The sequence below is a fragment of the Cellvibrio sp. KY-YJ-3 genome, from assembly GCF_008806955.1.
GTDB lineage: Bacteria > Pseudomonadota > Gammaproteobacteria > Pseudomonadales > Cellvibrionaceae > Cellvibrio.
On record NZ_CP031727.1, the window covers coordinates 851,544 to 872,548 of the forward strand.

14 protein-coding genes are annotated in these 21,005 nt (G+C 49.7%); 2 read left to right on the forward strand and 12 right to left on the reverse strand.

The genetic code is table 11. The annotated features are described in order from the left end of the window. Positions 1-705: 705 nt before the first annotated feature. The 4 genes from D0B88_RS03680 to D0B88_RS03695 all read right to left on the reverse strand — a co-directional run bounded on the left by D0B88_RS03680 (position 706) and on the right by D0B88_RS03695 (position 11,705). Positions 706-4,413: a hypothetical protein gene (locus tag D0B88_RS03680; protein WP_151055175.1), complete on the reverse strand. Its 3,708-nt coding sequence runs from the start codon at positions 4,411-4,413 to the stop codon at positions 706-708. Then, the gene (locus D0B88_RS03685; RefSeq protein ID WP_151055178.1) at positions 4,410-4,982 is read right to left on the reverse strand and encodes a PEP-CTERM sorting domain-containing protein; all 573 of its coding nucleotides are present in this window, start codon (positions 4,980-4,982) and stop codon (positions 4,410-4,412) included. The genes D0B88_RS03680 and D0B88_RS03685 overlap by 4 nt, the downstream gene beginning before the upstream one ends. Positions 4,983-5,146: 164 nt before the next feature. Then, positions 5,147-10,954, reverse strand: a complete 5,808-nt coding sequence (locus D0B88_RS03690; protein WP_151055181.1) for a pectinesterase family protein — start codon at positions 10,952-10,954, stop codon at positions 5,147-5,149. Positions 10,955-11,468: 514 nt separating this feature from the next. After that, on the reverse strand, positions 11,469-11,705 hold the full coding sequence (locus D0B88_RS03695) for a thioredoxin family protein (RefSeq protein WP_151055184.1): 237 nt from the start codon (positions 11,703-11,705) through the stop codon (positions 11,469-11,471). Between the two features lie 132 nt (positions 11,706-11,837). On the opposite strand from D0B88_RS03695, the gene D0B88_RS03700 reads away from it, so the two are divergent. Then, a complete protein-coding gene (locus D0B88_RS03700) occupies positions 11,838-12,155 on the forward strand; it encodes a helix-turn-helix domain-containing protein (protein WP_151055187.1) in 318 nt (105 codons plus the stop codon). A 46-nt stretch (positions 12,156-12,201) separates the two neighbouring features. Here D0B88_RS03700 and D0B88_RS03705 read toward each other — a convergent pair whose 3' ends face one another. The 7 genes from D0B88_RS03705 to D0B88_RS03735 all read right to left on the reverse strand — a co-directional run bounded on the left by D0B88_RS03705 (position 12,202) and on the right by D0B88_RS03735 (position 18,850). Continuing rightward, positions 12,202-13,314, reverse strand: a complete 1,113-nt coding sequence (locus D0B88_RS03705) for a DUF1444 family protein (protein ID WP_151055189.1) — start codon at positions 13,312-13,314, stop codon at positions 12,202-12,204. Positions 13,315-13,471: 157 nt separating this feature from the next. Then, positions 13,472-14,773 carry an ATP-binding protein gene (locus D0B88_RS03710; RefSeq protein WP_151055192.1) on the reverse strand — a complete coding sequence of 434 codons (1,302 nt, stop codon included), beginning with the start codon at positions 14,771-14,773 and terminating at the stop codon, positions 13,472-13,474. A gap of 6 nt (positions 14,774-14,779) precedes the next feature. Continuing rightward, positions 14,780-15,481: a winged helix-turn-helix domain-containing protein gene (locus tag D0B88_RS03715; protein WP_007639146.1), complete on the reverse strand. Its 702-nt coding sequence runs from the start codon at positions 15,479-15,481 to the stop codon at positions 14,780-14,782. A 66-nt stretch (positions 15,482-15,547) separates the two neighbouring features. Next, a complete protein-coding gene (locus tag D0B88_RS03720) occupies positions 15,548-16,273 on the reverse strand; it encodes a hypothetical protein (protein WP_007639144.1) in 726 nt (241 codons plus the stop codon). 11 nt (positions 16,274-16,284) lie between these two features. After that, positions 16,285-17,442, reverse strand: a complete 1,158-nt coding sequence (locus D0B88_RS03725) for a hypothetical protein (RefSeq protein ID WP_040391061.1) — start codon at positions 17,440-17,442, stop codon at positions 16,285-16,287. A gap of 45 nt (positions 17,443-17,487) precedes the next feature. Continuing rightward, on the reverse strand, positions 17,488-17,913 hold the full coding sequence (locus tag D0B88_RS03730; RefSeq protein ID WP_225318519.1) for a DUF3019 domain-containing protein: 426 nt from the start codon (positions 17,911-17,913) through the stop codon (positions 17,488-17,490). Positions 17,914-17,932: 19 nt separating this feature from the next. Further along, on the reverse strand, positions 17,933-18,850 hold the full coding sequence (locus D0B88_RS03735) for a MipA/OmpV family protein (protein WP_151055195.1): 918 nt from the start codon (positions 18,848-18,850) through the stop codon (positions 17,933-17,935). Between the two features lie 208 nt (positions 18,851-19,058). Here D0B88_RS03735 and D0B88_RS03740 point away from each other — a divergent pair, with 208 nt between their 5' ends. Then, positions 19,059-19,796, forward strand: a complete 738-nt coding sequence (locus tag D0B88_RS03740; RefSeq protein ID WP_151055197.1) for a hypothetical protein — start codon at positions 19,059-19,061, stop codon at positions 19,794-19,796. Positions 19,797-19,875: 79 nt separating this feature from the next. On the opposite strand, the gene D0B88_RS03745 is transcribed toward D0B88_RS03740, so the two are convergent. Continuing rightward, positions 19,876-20,949: an efflux RND transporter periplasmic adaptor subunit gene (locus D0B88_RS03745; protein ID WP_007639139.1), complete on the reverse strand. Its 1,074-nt coding sequence runs from the start codon at positions 20,947-20,949 to the stop codon at positions 19,876-19,878. Between the last annotated feature and the right edge of the window lie 56 nt (positions 20,950-21,005).

Here is a 21,005-nt window from a genome sequence, read left to right on the forward strand (position 1 = left end):
GATATCCCCGGAATGCTTGATGACAATGCACAATCAATGCACAACAACAGCCAGCGCAACAGGCTGACTATAGGCATAAAACGCAGACGAGTTTTAGATTAACGCAGGTGGGTCGGTAAAAAAGGGATGGCGCTGACACAGCGGCGAGCGGCTGCGCAGCCAGAAGGCATTGGTGTGCGGATGTTTTGCATCCGATGTGTGGACAAAACAGGAAGTCAACATGCTTCTGTTATACCCATTTTGGCGTGCAGATGCCAGTCAATGGCGCTTTTTTTCACAGTTCCTTACGCCCCAAAAGCACAAAAACCACAGCCCCCTGATTGAGAGGTGGCTGTGGCTTTGCGGCCTTGGTTTTCAGTTAAAAAACTTAGGCAGGAGCTAATGCAAAAACAACGACGTGTGCAGTAATCAATAACCCGCAGAGCATGAGCTGCTGACGAATACTGAGAGTGGACATAAAGGGTACCTGCTAGGAAATCGGGCCGTGACCCGTGTCTATGTTTCTATTCTTATTAAAATGATCTGCAATCAATACGTTACCGCAAACGGAAAAGTTGATTGTTGCAAACCATGCCATTCCCTATAGACAAGTCATTTATAACATACAAATTTTTACAGACAAATATCGATTGACTATATAGACCATAGAAAATGATGAATATTGCGCCATTTCGCTATATAGCCAATCGTTTTGTCCCACTGCAATTACTGACAGGCCACCTTACCCAAACCCAGAACATAATGACGGTCGCCCGACAAAGGCGAATTAAACGGCACCTGACCATATTTACCTGCCGTAGCGCTCAGGTAATCCACCAGATCCTGCCCAGCCGCAAAATACCAATTGCCCAATAGGCCCTGTGAGGTGGCGGAATAGTTCTCCGCCAAATTAGCCACTGCACCCGAGCTAATGGTAAAGCCGGTTTTGGTGGTTTCATCGAGGTTGCAGGCCGCATCGCCGAACCAAACAAAGTTGCCTTCGCCGCGATAATTACCGCCGGTCACATCGCGGATCAAATTATTTTTCAGCTCCGCCAGTGATGCTGCCAGATCCGCTTTTTCCTGATGGATGCGATTGACCACAAACATATTGTCTTGCTGCAACACGCTGGCGCCCACACGAATGCTGAGCAGGTCTTTGCGATAATTCACAAACACGTTGTTCAACATATGCGAGGTACCGCGGCGGATCAGCGGTACGCGGCGCAGGGTATTACCCAGTGCCATATAACTCGCATCGCGCGTCACAAATAAATTGTGGTGCATGGTGGTTCTGATTTGCGCGTCGATTGTGTGGCTATCGCTGGAGCTGTGTAGCGTTGCACGTTTCACATCGAGAATTTCGTTGAATGACATGGTGATGCCGTAGGCGCCGACTTTCACATCAAACGCGGAATCGCCGGTGGTATCGAAGGTATTTTTGTGAATCCAAATATCGTGTGATGCGCCGGTGGAGCGAATCATATCCGGGTCAACATAATGGTCTTCGGTGTGGCCTGCGCCTTTAAAGTTCAAGTGCGTGAGAATCACACTGGTTGCGGTCTGTGTCGGTTGGCCAGTGGAATCTTTGCCAATCGCAAAACCGCTAAACAGGAAGTGAGCTTCACTGCCGCGACCATCGATACTTTTGTTGGAGCCAATCACCGGATTGCGAATCGGGTTATTGGATTTGTTCATCGCCGTGTTAAAGAAAGTGCTCACACAGGCCGATTCACTCACACTGTTTTTTGCGCACCACTGCTGGTAATTCACACACTCTGCTTCGGTTGCGCCGAGAATGGATTGCACAGTCGCATTGCTGCAACCCAAACGGTACATACCAATTTCGGTTGGCTGCGCAAATTGGATTTTGTCGAACACTATCCAGTTGTGCGCTTCACCGCTAATTGCATCCAACACTTGCTGTTCAACCGAGGTGCTGGAATTTTTAGTGATGATAGTGAGTTTGCTGTTGCCGTTAGGATCGTATCCGCCTTTGGCATTTTCACCATAGCCCACTGGAGTACCGAGGGTTTTATATAAACACTCCACAATTTCCTGATCGGTTTGCAAGGCGGTATCGCGCCAGTTGACGTTCGGATTAGTGGCGAGATTAATACAGTCTGCACTCAGGTTTACATCGCCGGGAATATAAGGTGCACTCGATGATGAACTGCTCAGACTAGATGAAATGGCAGAGCTTGATGAATCGCCAATAACACTATGCGACGAAGTAACTGAACTCAGTGCCTCGCTACTTGCACTTGAGGATGCAAGAGAACTGCTGCTGGAAGCATCAACACCGATAACAATTTTTCCAACCCCTGCGTTAGCCATCACAATTTCCGGTACTGTGGATGAGTGATCCATTTCAACGGTGTAAGGCACGGTCACGCTGCAGGTTGATTGCAATTGTCCATCCACTACTTCCGGAATAACCAATGCACCATTGCCAACTGTGCGGCTGTAATAAATCGACGGCAGTACGGTATTTTCATTATTGGTTTGCCAGCAGCCGGCAACATCCGAATCGTCCGATGCAAGCAATGGATTATTAACATTATAAAAATAATTGCTCTCCACCAGAGCTTTAGCATTCATGCGCGAGTTGATCGCATGAAACATATAATCGATAGTGTCGTTAGACCAGTAGTTGTTGTACATATGCACGAGCGCATGGCGAATTAACGGCGTTCGCTGTTCAATATTTTTGTACCAATTGTGATGGAAAGTAATATTGGTATTTTTGTTGTCGCTATCGCTGGAGCCGATCAAACCGGCGCGACTGGAATCGTTAAATAGATTGTAGGAAACCGTCACATTAGTTACACCTGCTTTCATATCCAGCAGCGAATCGTAACCGTCTTTTTCACCACCGGATGCTTCCAACCAATTGTGATCAATCCACACACGATTCACATTGGTTTCCATGCCAATCGCATCGCCGCCATTGGACGTAGGTGAACCGCTTTTTTTCACGTTACGCACATGAACGTTTTGAATAATAATGTTGGACGCATCGCGCACATGAATCCCAATTTCTTCAAACAGCGCGTTAGTACCTACACCAACAATGGAAACGTTACTCATTTGTTTTATTTCAATAACATCGGCTTGGGTATTACAACCTTGTGCGGTGGTATTCGCGTGGCTGATAGTGCCGTTCACCAAAATCGTAATCGGTGTGCTCATAGTGGCGCGTGCGCAAAGCGCTGCATTTAATTGCGTACCACTAGTCACCATTACTACTGCACCACCTTGCCCACCAGTCACAGCCGCATGGGCTGCAAAGCCTTCTATTTTCGCCGGACGCAATGCGCCGTCATAAGATGCAGTACTGCTAGAGGATTCGCTGGTCGCTGTGCTGCTGGGCATTGCCGAGGCAATAACACTGGACGATGTATTCACCGAGGTAGCAACACTTGATGATGAAAAGCTCGACGATATAACGCTGGCACTTGCCGGTGTCGACGAGGGTGCTGTAGAGGATGGCGCAGATGAAGAACTAGTGGCTGTGCCATCCAGATATTCAATGACCAAATCATCAATCGTTACTGATGCAGAACTTTCAGCGCGCAGCGATATAAATGAAGTTGCAGTTCCCACTGTCGGTAACAATTCAATCATTTGTCCCGCCACTAAACTGTTTGCACTCGCATTAAATACCCGCGATGCACTGCCGTGTAATGAATTGCCAGCGCTGGTAGTGTTGTTATCCACCATCACTTGCACAGCACCGGAACCGGCGCTGGCAACTATGCGAAAAGAAATTCGGTAAGGTTTACTTAAATCAAAATCGCCATTGGCGGTAGTGTCGCCAATGGTGGTATTGCTGCGCGGCGGTTTATTGCCAATAGTGAAACGTCCCGCTGCAATGGTTAATTCATTGTTAGCGATAGTTATGCCACTGTTGCCACCCGTTACAAAAAATAAGGCCGCACCAGGGTCAGTTGAAATTGAACGATAGGCGGCACTGAACAAAGTCGCTTTATCGATATTAAAAGGTTCGTTCAACAATTCCAGGTTTGCAACACTGCTTGCAGCGCTGGACGATGAGCTTACCTCTGCGCCACTCGCCGACCAGATCAATGCCGATTGATCAAATGGCAGCGCACGGTTATGACGGATTTTTATGGTATCCGCTGGGGTAATTTGTTCGCCGCTGGCGAGATTGCCGAGCAGTACACTGCCATCAAGAATCGTTGTGCCCGCACCGCTGGCGGTTAAGGTTTGCGCTGCATTGTTAACGGCTTGCGCACCGTTTTGCACGGTGACGGAAAATACATAATCGTAAGTAGTGCGATCGATACGGGTTTCACTCAATTTATTGAGTGCGATCACGTTGAGATCCAACGCCATACTGTTGGCCGACAATGCAATAGCACAGAACGCTGATAAATTTCTCCATGAGTAACGCGATAATAAATGTTTCATGCTGCCACCTGCTGGTTTTTATTGGAATTGAAAGTGGTGGAGTAAAAAGTGTTATTGGCATTGCGCGCACGGTGACGTAATGCCACGGCAATCAAACCGAGTATCAACAAAATAATGGATGAAGACTCCGGCACGGGAGTTGTGACATTCGTAGATGAACCTGATTCAACGATGGAAAAATCCGCATCGTAAAAATCATAGGCAAGCACATCGAACGGAAGTGTTGAGAGATAAGTAAACGACACGCGCGCAAAACCCGAGCTCAAACCCGCCGGGTTGTAGCTATCAAACAGACCTGCACCGAGCAGTGCATCAGGTTGCACAACGATACTGTCCCATTCTACCGGGCTGAAAATAATGTCCAGATCGGCAAACAAGGTTTCCGAAAAATACAGCGAAAAACCGCTAAAGTTTTCGCCGCTAACAAGCGAGAGATTAATATCTACTGTGCCCTGATTACCGACCAGTTCAGAAAACTCCGTGGTAATCAACGCGGCTCTGGCCGGATTGGCCACACAGCATAAAAACGTAAATAGCAAACTTATGGATTTAAAATAATTCAGTTTCATGTCGTACCCCTGTTATTAAAATGATTAAACTTGTGGGGTATTGAGTAAATAACATTGTCCGATTGGAAGTTTTTTATAATGTCCTTCTGTCTACTTTAAGCACGAAAAATCAATAAACCAAAATAAAAACGACCGGCAAATGCCGGTCGTTTTTATTAATAGCGTTAACGGGTCACCTCCACCTGCCAGATGCGGATGCCGCCGCCGCTATCGCCGTTGCGGCTCATTAAAATAAATAGCTCGGTTACCGTTTCATCGGTCAGGGTCACTTCCAATATGGAGTTAGTGGTACCGCAGGCCGAGGCCACTTTCCAGGCTTTGGTATTTTGGTCAACCAGCGAAATTTGGCCATTGACACAACTTGCCGACGCGTTGGAGTAAGTGATTTTCACGGTGAGTGGCAAACTGCTCGCCGCCACCGGAATAGACACATAGCGAGTCACACCACCAGTAGCGTTGAGAATTTTAGGATCTACCTGACCACTGGTACCCTCCACCATCACCACATCGCTCTTGAATGAAGTGCCGTTGTAGTTGATGGCATACACCGGGCCACTGGCTTCATGCAGCCGCAGTGAACCTGCCGAGGGCGAATAAAAATTCAATCCACTCACCGCCACGGGCGCCGCATTGGCGTTAAAGGGATAGTTACCACTCGCCAGGGCGCCAATCATGCCGCTAAATTCCGCCAATGATGGCGTCCAGCTAGTGGTAGTGGGCACATACACCGAACTGCTGGAGGAGCTGGCTTCGCTGCTGCTGTCAGCACTGCTTGAACTTTCCGCACTGCTAGAGCTGTCGCTGCTCACGCTGCTTTCACTGGCGGCAGAGCTGGAACTCTCGCTCGCGGCACTCGACTCAGAACTGGAGGACTCCTCCGCCGACGATGAACTGCTGGATGAACTGGATGGGATGCCATAGTTCAAGCAGTCAGTGGCGTCATCCGGCAGTGGGTTCCAGCCAGCGCCGTTGTTATAGGCCGCAAAAATTTGCGCGCGGTTGCAGTAGTCACTGGCAACCTCACCCAGGGATAACTGATAGCTGCTGTCCGCCACCCGGCCACTCACATCGAGCGTATCACCTGCCAGATTCATACTGGCAAACTCGCGCCAACCGGTGCTGGCAGTCGCAAATACCGGATTGGGCAGCGGGCTGGTATTCCAACCGGCGGTGCGGATATGGGCGTCCATTTTGGTGTTTACAAACACGATATTGTCGAAGTAACTCACACTGCCGCCGGAACGCGCGAGCCAGGTTTGGTTGTCGGCTATTTCATGGTTGAGTGGGCCGGGGCCACGGGTCAGGCTGGAGTTGAGGAATACAAAACCCTTGTCCGCCGCGCTCACGGTGCGCGCCTGCAGGATATAACCGCCGCTGCCATTGCCACGGGAGTCGCCGAGGGAGCGGATTTCACTCTCTTCAAACAGCGCCACGCGGTTATTACCCCAGATAAAATCGACGTTGCCGGCGATCAAACTGCGGTAGAACCAGCTATAGCCCTTGACCTGGATGGTGTCCTGCTCGGAGATAAAGTTAGCGTTAGTCGCCAGCAACCGGCCAGTATCGTTGTTGAAGTAGATCACCTCAGCCTGGCCGCCAGAGCCAATCAAGGTGTCGTTTTTGAGGGTCAGGCTGTCCAGCTTGAGCAAGTCCGAGGTCTCCACCAGGAACACACTGCGCCCGCCCGCCGGGCTGCCCGACGCTTGGCTCGCGCCAGTGCCGGAGTTGATGCCCTCATTGTTGGTGTAGTGAATCACTACCCCTTCGCGGCTTTCACCCTGCAGGGTCAGGTTGTTTTTACCACGCAGGAATAACAACTCGCGGTAGTCACCGTTGTTGATGCTGATAGTAGCGGGAGTATCTTTGGCGACTGTCTGCACTACGTGGTTGATAGCGCCCTGCACCGTGCGGAAATCGGCGCTGCCATTGTCGTCCACTGTCACATCACCGGTCGCCGGGGCGGCGGTTTTGGTGGTGAAACTCCAGCCCGCCGCTTTGCCCAAGCCGACAAATTCGGTGCCGTTGATTGTTGTACCGGTCACTAAACCTTCGGCAATCGCCACGTAATAGCTGGTGTTGTAGGCCAGTTTGCTATTGTCCAGCGCAATGGTCAGGGTATTGCCGCTAATGCTGAGCGGGCTGGTTTTGACTATGCGATAGATGCCCTGCCCCGGGTAGCCAATAGTGTCGGTATTGTCGCTGAGGGTAATGGTATCCACGATGGAATCGTCGCTGGTTTTGTAGATACGAATCCGTCCGCTGCTGCCCAGCGTCGGCGGTGCATCGAAGGTGATCGACAAGCGGGTATCCACATAGGCACTCGCCTCGTTCACCGCCGGATCAACCCGACCGCTCAGGTCGTAAGTCTGGCTCGGCTGCACAAACTGCGGGGCGATAGTCGCGCTGATCACATGGGTTTTGCTGGGGTCAGAACCGCTGGTCAGGGTGATACTGGCACTGCCGCCGCCCACCGGGTTGAGGCTGACCTGGTTGCCCGCAATACTCACCTGCACCACCCCGGTATCACTCGACTCGGCGGTGAAGGTATCAGTTTCTCCGGCACTGTTTTTGGCCGTGACGGTCAGCGCCGTGGGCAGATCGCCTGCTTCAGCCACGTACGTGGTAGTGCTGGGCGCTACCGTGAACTGCACCGGTTTGACATCGGCATTACCCACTTTGATGTCGTCGATTTCAAACGACTTGTTGGTGGTGTAAAGGCCAATCAACCCGGCCGCGCTGAAGCTGGTATCGGTGCCGCTAATCACCGGCGCACCGTTGAGGTAGACCACTATCGCACTGCCTTTGAATTCAATGCGCAGGGTATACCAGGTGCCATCGCTACCACCGGCAGTGCCCTGTTCGATCGGGGTGTTGAAGCGGCTGAAGATATTGTCGGTAAATACCCCGCCCACCATTTTGCCTATGGCAACACGGGTGCTGGTGGTGGAGCCCTGCACATTGAAGCCGGCGCCATACCAGTTGTTGGCGTCCTGGGCACGGGCGATCACGTAAAGCTGTTTGTTGCCGGTGGTGCTGTTATTGCGCGGGCGAATGCGCGCCTCTACGTAATAGTCGCCACTGGTAACACCGGCAAATGCGGCAGGTTTGACCAAGGCCAATACCCCACCGGCACTGCCAGCGGTGTAGCGCAGCATCTGATTACTGTTCTGGGTGAACAAATCGAAGCTACCTACTGGACCAGCCACTGGCAGCAAGTTCCAGTAGGCGGCGGTTTCGGCCGAGAAGTCGTCGCAGAAATACACATCGGCACCACAGTTCATGGCAATCGGCGCCTCGGACGAGGCTGAGGATGAACTGCTGCTCGAGCTATTGGCGACTGAACTGCTGGACGCCGAACTGCTGGATGCAGGGATTTGCACCGGCTTGTCGGTATTCAAACAGTCGCTGCAGTTACCCGCGCCAGCGGCGGCAATAATCAGGTCACCGAGACCGGCGGCGTTATCCACTTGATAGCTGTAGTAGCTGGCCGGCGTCCAGTAGCTCGCCGCTGAGTTGAGCGTGAGTGGCGTTGCCAGACCCGCCGCATAGGCTTGGGCGGCCGCCATCATATCCACCGGCTGACCATTCAACAGGGTGCCGGTTTCGTAGAACAGGGTCGAACAATCGGCAGCGCTGTAACCTGCATTGGTACAGGCGGCGATGGTGCCTGAATCCTGCTTGAAACTGACGCTGTAGAGGTTGTGCACTGTGGCGTCGACCAGATCGGTAGAGGCTTCAATGTTAAAGACGTTATTTTCGGCGTAGATCTTGCCAAATTGACCGGTCGCCAAGCCCACTGAGAAGGCGTAGTTGCGATCGCTATCAACAGGTTTTAACTGGCCGTCGTAAACGTTGTTGTACACATGCACCATGCCCATACGCACGCGCGGCAACCGCTGGGTCACATCCTTAAACAAGTTGTGGTGCATAGTGATTTTGAGGAACTGCGGGCCGTTGTCCACCGCGATGGTGTCCGAACTGCCCACCAAATGGGTCTTGTCGTGGTCGTGTATATAGTTGTGCGACAGAGTCACATAGTTGGCGTTTTTGGTGATATCAATTGCGCCATCGTGATGCTGGACTTTCATCTCCGGCAGGTTATAGGGCGCCGCAAATACCGGCGGGTGCAGCTTGTCGAGGTTGGCGCCATCGCTAAAGGTGCAGTGGTCGATCCACACATGGGTTGCCCCGTCGATACTGATATTGTCGTAGGCCGAGTTCCAGCGACCGCCGCTGTCGGTTGGGTCCCACTGCGGGAACATGTCGAAGGCGTCTTCAAAATGCACATTGCGGATAATAATGTTGTCGTAGGGCGGGCTCAGGCGGATATGACCGCGCACAATTTTGGCGTCAGCGCCACGCCCAATAAGGGTGGTATTGGAACCGACTTTGATCTGGATAACCGCTTTTTGTTTGTTGGCCGCACAGACCCGCGCCGTTTCCAAATCGCCGCTCACCGGTGCTGTACCCCAGGCGCCATTCGGGTCGTACTGGGTCACATAGTCGTTAAAGTTATAGGCGACTTTGATGCTGCTACCGTCGATGGGGCAGATGTAATCCGCCTCGGTTTTTTCCACCAGCGCCTTGTTCATATTCATGTTGATGGTGCCCTCAACATAGATAATTTTGGGCGTGGTATCGACCGTACCACTAAAGGTGCCGTCGTCATTAATGGTGAGATTGGTGTAGAGCGCCGCCAGCAACTCATTGCGGTTGGTAACGGTATAGGTGTGGGCCTGATCGGCCGTGACACCACCGTTAGTGCCCGGATAACCCAGGTTATTCACACCCACCGAAGCCCAACCATCGGCGGAATCAAAGGCCGAAGGAGCCGCACCGCTGCTGGATGAAGCTTCCGCACTGGAACTGGTCTCCACACTGCTTTCGCTACTGGAACTTTCGTCCGCTGCTGAGCTGGCTACACTAGATACTGGCGTAGAACTGGCAGGCGCGCTGGAACTCGCGGGAATCATTACCACGGAACTGGCCGTGGAACTAAGCGCAACAGAGTTAGCTGCACTGGATACCGGTACACTTGACGGTGCAATACTGGATGCGGGCGCAGAACTCGCAGGAGCGCTTGAGCTCACGGGAACCACTACCACCGAGCTGGCTACACTAGATAATGGCGTAGAACTGGCGGGTGCGCTGGAACTCGCGGGAATCATTACCACGGAACTGGCCGTGGAACTAAGCGCAACGGAGTTAGCCGCACTGGATGCCGGTAAACTGGATGGTGCAATACTGGATGCGGGCGTAGAACTCGCCGGCGCGCTGGAACTGGCGGGAACCACTATTACTGAACTCGTCGAACTGGAGCTACCCTCCATAGGGATGCCAACATTTGCCAGCGTCTCGCGCAAATGGGCGATAGCATCTTCTATCGCTACCAACGCGGTAGTGGAAGAACCGCTGTTGGCCACCAGATTCACTACAGCGGCTGAAGTCGCAAAGTCCGCAATACTTTGAGTGAAATCTATTTGGCTGGCGGCCTGCGCCGCCGCGGCGTTAATGCTAATCCCATTAGCCGGATTGCTATCGCTATCCAAGCTTTGTAGCAAGCGGGCAATATTCACCACGGTTGCCGCTTCCGGGTTAGCGGTTTGCCCCATGTCCATGGGGGTAACTATGTTTTTGGCGGGGATCGTTGGAAACTCCAACGCCCCCAGGAAGAAGGTTACTGTCTCACCCGGCAAATAGTTGAATTCACCGCGCTCGTTGGTCACACCGGATTGAGTCTGGGTGCGATAGCCAATGCCAACCACAAACGCATCCACAAATACACCCACCGCTGGGCCCGATGAACTCGACTGACTACTCACCGCAGGCGTTGAACTGTTGGTCGCCAACACACTGGAAGATTGGTTGCCACTGGGGCTGGAGCTGGCAGGTGAACTGCCTTTTTTATTATCGCCACCACAGGCAGCGAGCAATGCACTGAGCAATACAGCGGATAGCAAATGGATTTTCATGATTTTCTCACAGTTGTTGTTATTGTCGTTTTGGCCACAAATATCAGCGCCAAACACCAACGCCAGAGAGCTGGCGCCAGCCTCTGGTATCAACCGTTTAAAAATGAACACATTGCCAATAACTGATTTATATAGGTCTGGAGTCCGCCTAAGGCAGATACCAGCCACAGCTCAGGGCTGTTAAGACCAAACAATAGAAAAATAGGTGCAACTGCAGTCAGGTCTAACCTGATGCCACAAACACACTTGACTGAAGGAACCACTTGCCGAAGGGATTGAGGCTTTGCCTCTTATGCGTAGAGCGCGCCGGTACGACAACCTGCAAATTAATCTTATTAGCGCAGGGCGGAAGAGGTCTATTGGCGCCTCTTACAACCTTTCTAGTGAAGGTTGTCGCATTCTATACCCAAGGTTTTGGCGAGCGCTAGCCCTGAATGCGACTAATTATTAAACGAATATCGAATATAGCGACAAACCGGGCAGGCAAGCCATTGAGCGCTCACCTGCCTAACTCTTATTCCAGCGCTTCAATAGCCGCGCCGAAATTGATGTGTAACACCTGACCGTCCACCACCAACGCCGGCACAGATTTAACGCCCAATTTTTTGGCCTCTGCCACACGCTGTTGGGCATCACCCAAATGCACCACTTCAACCTGCACACGGTTGGCATCAACCAAATCCAATAACTGATGTTCGGCGGCAACACAAACCGGGCAACCGGCATGATAAAAAATCGCTTGGCTTTTCATAAACTAATCTCTCTGTTAGGGTTAAGAAAATCGCCGTTTGAATGAACGACTGAGTTCACTTTACAAATCGCCACGCGCAAAAAACAGCAGGCACTTTTTGGTGCCCGGGTTACTTTTTGGGGTAAATTGTTGATGGACAACGCAAAAAATATTTCAGCACGCAGCCGCTCCAGTTATCAAAAACTGGAAGATGTGATCGGTTGTAAATGGTCAGTGTCAGTATTAACCAACGTCGGCAAGGGCATTCATCGCCCCGGCGAGTTGGAACGTAGTATCGAAGGCATTTCTACTAAAGTTCTCAGCGAACGCTTCCGCAAATTGGTGGAGTACGGTTTGCTTGATAAAAAAACTTTCAAAGAATTACCACCGCGCACGGAATATTATTTAACGGAGAAAGGTAGCAAGGTGGTGGAGATTATTTTGCAGATTAAGGCGTTGGATGGACATTAAGTTCAAATACCACAAGTATTTGAACTTACGCTAATAAGTGTTGAAATTATCGATATCTCTCACACCCGGATTCACCAACCACATATCCATACGGGCTAATAGCATAAGCAAGTTCTGCGTAACCTTTTTCAGCAAGCTGCGCAGCAAATTCGATCGCTTCCGCATCACTTTGACCGGCAATTAACACCGTATCGCGCGCGGGAATAAAAATGACGGGCGTATCGCCAATCGCCTCTGCGACTTCGGCAATTTTTGTGGGAAATACCAATAGCGATGCGTCGTAGTTGCCATCCACGCGGAAGCGATAGAGTTTGCCTTTTCCTTGGGTATCAATCGGCTCCAGTTGTGCATTGCACTGTGCAAAATGCATTTTGAGGTATTCCAGTCCCACCTGGTTTAATTGCTCACGCTGAATACCGAATTTTTCTAACGCATCTGGACTCAGAAATTGCATACCAGTTTCAGTATCCAACACGTATAACAAAAATAGATCCTGGTTGATAGGCTCGTAGCAGAATGGCAAATCGCCACCTGAAAATCCTGCATCTTGTAATTGCTGTTTACTGGCCGCGATGAAATCGGCGGAGCGCACTACCGGAAAAATATGCTCGCGGGTTTTCGCGGTTTCCGGTTTAACAATGGTTTCAAAACTGGCGAGCTGCTCGTTGATCACAACATCCAAAGGCCGCGTGCCGGAGCTATAGGCACTATAGGCGTTACCCAAATGCATATTCACTTCAAAACCATTTACGTTGTTAATGGTGATCGTCAGCTCGTCGCTGACTTGTATCTGCGCCTGGGGATAACGGGCAAGTAATGATTTGCTATACAAACCGGTGAATTCTGTTTTACTCAATAGGGATGATGCAGCGCTATAACCGCCGAAGTGATATCCGATAAAACAACCTACAACAACCGGTAGTGACACCAACAGAATTAATTTCAATTGATCAGTGCGAATACTTAACCCGAAGATCATTATTCCCGCAGCAACCACCGCAACCATAGCAATCACAATCAAAACGGTAGACACCCAGGTAGCAGCACTGGCTTTTAATTTTTCGCCACAGTGTGCGCAATGGCAGACCAGCGAATTAATACCATTACACCAAGCGCCAAACGAAATGGGGCGCTGATCGCAATGCGGACAATTTTTCATAATGATCTCCGTGTTGTTAATTTTTTAAATTCAATTGCGCTGCTAAATTGTCAAGCGGCCCTACCCTGCCTGCGACCAACTTCATGAACTTTTGAAATTAGGCAACATCTTTTAAATTAATCAGCTGGCGAACATCGCGCTCAACCAGTACAGAGGATCAGGTAAAAGTTTTCGGCCATCGAATCTCCGCCCGCGCGCCGCTCAGGGTCTGGGGGTCAACAAATACCGCGCCGCCGTGATGCCACTGCATAATGCGTTTTACTATGGCAAGACCCAGGCCAAAACCGCCGGTGGCGGTATTGCTGGTGCTTTCGCCATAAAGGCGTACAAAGGATTCAAAAACTTTGTCGCGTTGTTCGGCAGCAATGCCGGGGCCGTCATCTTCTACCGCAATACAATAGTGAATAGCAGTTTGTGTCAGCTCCACGCGAATGGTGTGAGTGGCGTAGCGCGCGGCATTGTTGATCAGGTTTTGCAGCACGGTTTCCATCAGCTTCCACTCGCAGCTAAATTCCTGACCTTGGGTTTTGTCGATAATTTCCAACTGCAACTGCCGTTCATTGTGGCGATGAAAACGCGCGCCGATCTCAGCGAGCATATCCATCATATGTCCCGGTGTTTGCTGCAGCTGTTGGGTTTTTTGTTCAAAGCCGGCATACATTAACAGCGCGCTAATCAGTGCCTCCATTTCCGCCACATCCTGCTCCACACTGCGCAATTGACGGCGATTTTTTTCATCGAGCTGTTGTTCATCGAGTAATGCCAAAGCAAATTTCATCCGCGCCAGCGGCGTGCGCAATTCGTGGGATACAGCGTTGGTCATCTCGCGGTGCGAAGCAATTAATTCGCGCAACCGCTGGGCCATGTGATTAAACGCTTGCGCCAGAGGGTAGAGGGTAGAGGCAGGGGAAATTTTTAGGGTGTCGGGTACACCGTCTTTGCCCAGAGTGCGGGTTTGGAATTCCAGTTTTTTACTATCGCGCGAGAGTGGCCACACCCAAATATAAATCACCAGCGCAATCGCGAGATAAAACAAAATTAGCAACAGCCGATACAAAGGCGCGCCGCTTTCATCGCCTAAGGGCAACATCAACATCATCACTTGATCAGTTTGCGCAAGGCGTTGATACCAAATGATATGACTGTCACTGCGACTCGCCAGAATTTCACCGGCGTGCAATTGCTGCAGCGCGGCCGATTGCGCCACATCGTCCAGCGATAATAACTCCAGATCCACCGCGAGGTGCGCGGCAATTTGCTGCGCGCGCTGTGCATAGCCATCATTTGGCTGTGGTTGTTGGCTTAATAAATCCTGCTCGATCAATTGCAGCAGCGCCACGATTTCCGCTGTCGGTTGCTGCTCGGGCGCGAGGTTTTCCCAAAATTGATTGAGCCCCCAGCCAATTAATACTACCGAGGCGACAATAAAAAAATACAGGGAAATAAAGGCGCGGTTCATCAGAATTTATTGCCAGGCATCAGCAATAAATAAATAGCCCTTACCCCAAATGGTTTTGATGCGCGTCGGGTTATCGGGATTATCATTTAATTTTTTGCGCAATTGTGAGATGCGTACATCGATAGTGCGATCAAGGCCATCGTACTCGCGGTTGTATATATGGTTAAACAAAAATTCGCGACTGAGAATTTGCCCCGCTTGCGCGGCGAGCGCGAGCAGTAAATCGTATTCATGACTGGATAACACCACTTCCTGCCCTGCCAATAATACTTTACGTGCGGTGGGCTGAATGCACAATTCACCAAAGTTTAAGGCTTCCTGTTCACGCGGATCATTTTGGTAATAGCGGCGCAGCAGTGCGCGAATTCGGGCAAGCAATACACGTGGCTCCGCCGGTTTAATCACATAATCGTCGGCGCCATATTCCAAACCCAATACTTGATCCACATCGGAATCGCGCGCGGTGAGCATTAAAATCGGGCCTTTGAATTGCGGGCGCAATTCTTTGCACAGGGTCAGTCCATCTTTACCGGGCAACATCAAGTCCAATACGATCAAAGCGGGATTCAAGTTTTGCGCTTGACGCAATACCCGATTGCCGTTTTCCTCAATTGCAACCTGAAAATCATTGCTCTCTAGAAAATCTTTTACCAGCTGCGCCAGACGGCGGTCATCTTCAACCAATAAAATTAAATTGTTGTGCGACATGGAGCCAGACCCGGAAGATAGAAATAGATTAATCGAAATACTGTTATCAACGAAATTTTTGACCGGCTAGTTACCTTTCAAACAAGCAAGCAATTTTTGTTTTGCCATCTGACCGGAATGCCACTCAACCTGTTCGATAATGTCGCCATTATACTCCAGCCGAAAATTGATTTTTTCTTCCATCGTTTCCAACGCAGCCTCGATGGTGGGTACCGCAAATACAATCAGGGGTTTTTCATCGCCCACTAAATCCTCCTGACCAAGATCCCAATGGAATGCTTTTACTTTTGCGGGTTGGTCAGCATTTTGATAGAGCGTGAGTTCGATAGTGCCGGGCTTTTCCGGTATGGGAAATTTGCCACCGCCATTAGCGGTATCGGCAAGATTGGAGAAGGCCAGTAGCGCGCCTTTGTAAGAACCACCGGGGCCCATTAATGCCACTATGTTGCCCTGTTTATTAAATAACGCCGTGCAATACTCGCCTTTTTTTGCCTTGGAACTGGCCTGAAAAAATTCCCAACTGCCCTGCTCCCACGCTTTGTACTCCGCGCTCTCCAAGGCATTTTTTACATTGCCATCGATGGCTTCTTTAACATTAATTTCTTTTTTGCTGGTGTCCATAATACCGCCCAGGACATCAAAATTGCTGTCTGCAGCCGCTGTTTTTTCTTTATGGTCAGCTACGCAATTGGTTCCTTGTGCCACCATACCACCCGGACAATTGGCACTGGCGTGGGTAGTAATTAACAGCGTGAAAAAACTGGCACCAAGAATACTGATTACATATTTCATTTTATCTCCTATTAATCTGGAACTTCTGCAAAACCGCTACAGGTAAAACTGCTATCACCACTGGCCCACACCCGGACATCCGCAACCCGCCACACAGAACTTTGGTCAGGGATAAAAATAAACTGAAAATTGCAGCGCGAATAAATGCCCTCTTCCCACGCAGCGCCAGACTTCATGTCCATCACTACTGATTTATTATTGAATTCATTGGCGTAGTCCAAAAAGCGCATATTGCCCGCTTCATTGACTATGGGGTTGCCCATTTTTGTGACGACTTCTGTTTCTGTTTTACCAAGCCAGACTTGAATTAAATGCACCTCAAATCGATTCAACTTCCGTTTACCCTGAATTTTTGCAGCCTCTTCCTTAAAATCAAACTCGGCTTGCATGGTGTTGATGCTTGCCTCCAGGTCCTGTTTCATCGTTTGCGCTGCCGACTGAATAGTGTTTTCTATTTCCGCCATTTTTTTCTGATATTCAGCCCACTCTTTTTTGGTGGGATAACTGGACCATCTGCCGGTTGGATCAGGGCGTTTTTTTGGCCACCAGGCTACTTGCCAGGCAAAATCCAAAAATTCTGACGCTGTTACATAACTCACTAAATAAAAATCGGCGGGCAATCCAATTTTTTGAATCTCTTTGTTGAATTTCTCTAATTCAAATTGCTCGGTTTTTTTGTTTAGTGCGGCTTTGACTGCCGTGTGCATAACATCATCATTACAGGCGATTTTTGCGGCCTTTAATAACATTGGCGAATTGACTTGTTTCCAGTCACTCGTCGGTACTGCCTGGCTTTTTAAATCAGACCGACGCAGCATGTAACTATTCTCGGCCATGCGCATATTCACCGGATCACTAAAACCCGGCTGCTTGGGAATATTTTTCTCATCGAAGGAAAATTTATTGACGCACTCAAACTGCAAACGCATTACCACGTATTCCGGTTTTGCAGCATTTTCATACACAGCGGTCACATCCAACTCTTTTACACTGAGCGGGCCGAAAATCATATTCATTGGTGTCCTATCTGACACCACCCTGAAATCTGCAAAATACATTTCGCGATCACCCATTTCACCTTGCATATGAAACAAAGCGGTTTGGGCCAAAACCGGAGTTGCCAACAGGAATAGACAGGCAATCGCTTTGTGAGCTAATGCTTGAAACATATTGAACACCCTATATAAGTCCATGGGTTGCGGGGGGGAACAGAACTAAAAAAAGCTCCAGGGGTTGCGCCGCGCCCGGCGGTATTTTTTGTCATTGTAGACCACTTGAAAACGCTGATCGCTCACCGCTGTTCCCGTGTCTATTTCGCGCAATTCAAAATCGGTGCTTGCACTGGCGGTTAATTCAAATTGATATTCACCTTGCGTGGCCTCTTGCCAACAGCGCAGCGGTTCGGTTTTATCCGATTGATACAAACACAGGGAACGCACCGCAGCGGATTGCCATTTAACTTCAAGCTCGTCGCGGCACACTTCTTCGCCGGCATTCAATACACACAAACGCGGTTTGATGGAGAACTGGATCAGCGGTAATGCGGATGAACCCGCGCCGGATAAATCGCTGGCGAGCGCCGTGCTTCCCAGCAGCTGCGCTGCAAAGAATAAACCGGATGCAACCGAGGTTGCGGTCAAGCGGTTCAGCACCGGGCCATCAGAAATGGTATACCCCTCCAACGAAAACCGTGATCACTTTATTATCGTTAATTAATGGGCTCGCTGAAATCTCGTCGGGTAAAAAACGGTAACTGGCGAGCACACGCAAATCCCAGCGCGCGCTTAACTCGTAATTCCAATCCAAACGCAGCAGCGGCGAGAGCGCCGCGTCCGTAATATAAGCACCGCGCTCATCGGCCTCAGCATCACTTACGCCGTAGTAATAATTCACTACCTCGCGGCTCTGCCAATTAGCGCCCACCGACGCCAGCCACTGGTGTTTGCCATAACGCCACTGTTTGGCAAGGGCGATACGCAGTTCCTCGCCCGAATGAATTTGGGTGAAGTCGGTTAAATACTGGATCTGTAGATCAACCAAAGAACTGGACCAACTATATTCAATACCGGCAAGGCCGGCCATGTGGCGATCGCGCAAATCGCGCTCGCGCAATGGCATAAATTCCGGCGCAACCAATTCGCGGTCGCCGCCATCACCCTCGGTCACTACCGGGTTCTTGCCACCGCCAGTATCTTTTCCCGCAGTCGCCAGCGTACTGCCTTCAATAAAAAAATTGCTCGGGCTCCAGCGATGAAAAAAGACCTGATCGTAACTGGGAGTGGCGAGCAGGTTCAGCTGTTGGGTTTCACTCTGCCAAAGGATCATACCCAGATCCAGGTTCTGGATAAAAAAGCGCTCACCCTGATAATTAATCTGCGGGACTATAAACAGCGGAATATCGTCACTATCGGCCAGTGGATTGGTGCGCACTCCAACACCCAAACCAACACTCACTTCCCATTTACCTACCTCCACACAATCGCCCTGCCCCTGCTCACAGGCAAACGCAGTCGCCGCAAAACAAGGCGCAACCAAAGCGGGCAAGAAAGTGGTGAACAGTTGGCGGATCAGAGTCATAAGATTGCACAAAAAAAGAGAGGGATAGCTTATTTATAAACCAGCGCGCGGTATAGGGTTGTAAGGAATTGTAGCTGTTATCCGGCGATAAAAAAAATTCCCCTCGCTGTTACACTTTTTTACCAGTCGCTACATATCCACCACAGACGCTGCCACAAGCGCTGCACACAATAGTTCCATAGAAGATAACCTTAAAAGGAGCGACCCTATGCAACTCACTGGCTATATTCCCGCCGTCATTTTATTACTAAGTACCGGTTTACTCAGCGCCTGTGGGAGCGACATAAAACTACCACCGGTAGACCCCAATTCAAAAGCGTTGAGCATCGACTTTAACGATACCAATACCGATTGGAAATCAGGTTTTGCGGATTACCCTGTGGGTCAGGAATCGTTTTATGAGCTTGATGCAGGCTCTACCACCCTGCCCGCCAGTTTGGCGACAAACCGCAAGGGTTATAAGTTGAGTGGCAATAATCACAGTGATGATTTATTTATGTTCATCACCAAAAAATTCGAAGGGCTTGAGCCTAATACTCGCTATGAATTTCAATTCAAAGTCCGTTTTGGCACCAACGCGCAAAAAAATTGCATGGGTGTGGGCGGTGCGCCGGGTGAAAGTGTGTGGATAAAGGCAGGTGCGAGTAAAACCGAACCACTGGCCGTAAATAACGGTGCTGGTGATTTGTTAATGAATATCGACAAAGGCAACCAAGCCGTGGGTGGCAGCGATGCCATAGTGCTGGGAGATTTTGCCAACAGCCGCGAGTGTGGTGACAGCAACACCGACTATATGCGCAAAACCTTGCGCAGCGAACCAGGCGCCTTTTCCGGTGTAACCGCAGAGGATGGCAGCGTTTGGATTTTACTCGGCACCGATTCAGGCTTTGAGTCAACCACGACCATTTATTTTATGACCCTGGATGTGATTGCTACCAAGCGCTAAGTGGTAATAGGGTTTCATAAAAAATCCCGATCAGAAAATCTGCTCGGGATTTTTTATGGATATTAATTTATGAACTGAGTTAGCGATGTTTGATCTTATCGCCTTCTTTTAAGCCTTCCAGAATTTCAATGTTAATACCGTCGGAGATGCCGGTTTTAACTTCGCGTTTCTCAAATTTTTGCGGGCCGGTTTCGATTTCAACAAATTGGGCTTTCTCTTCCACAATTAAATTGCCTTCGTTGATTGCCAATATGCCTTCTTTTTTCTCCAATACAATATCGGCATTCGCACTGTAGTTGGAGCGCAGGAATAATTTTTCACTCAGTTTTACGGCGGCGCGGATTTGGAATTTAATCGTGCCCTGGTCGGTTACACCCTTGGGTGATATATATTCCAATACGGCGGTGAAGGGTTCACCTTCCAACGCACCGACATCCAGAACCAACTCCATGCCTTCGCGGATTTTGCCCACTTCAGATTCATCCACCATGCCTTCAAAAATCATGTCGTTCATGTCAGCGAGAGTGGCAATAGTAGTACCCGCACCGAAGGAGCTGGTCTCTACAATAAATGCACCTTCTTTAAAGGGCAGATCCAGAATCATACCGGTGACGGTAGCGGGAATCATGTTGGAAACCTTATCGGATTTTTTGGTGGCACCGGATTTCATCAGCAGCAAATTATTTTCCGCGGCGGTCACTGCCTCACGCTGCAAATCATAGTTCAACATGAATTTATTAAATTCAGAGGTAGAAATTAATTTATCCGCAAATAGCTTTTTCTGCCGTTGAAATTCGTCAGTAGCATTTTGTAAATTGATTTTAGCCGTTTCCAGTTGCGATTCAGCTTGGTTCAACATTACCATATTGGGTGCCAGAGTAATTTTGGCAATGATATCGCCTTTGTTTACATTCTGACCAGCAACCACATACAACTTTTCTACGACACCGGAAACCTGGGATTTAATTTCCACTTCGCGCCGCGGAATCACCTTACCCACTGCCACTGTCTTTTTCACAATCGTGGTTTTAAATACTTCGTCCGATTGATAAACCACAGGTTTTTCCTGGGATTTGTTGTAGAGGAATACTGCAGTGCCAATAAACACTACCGCGATTAAACCTAATACGGCAAACCAGATAAACTTTTTCATGACGTCCTTCTTGCGATTGCTAAAAAATAGTGGATGTAAAATTAATTAAAACAGTG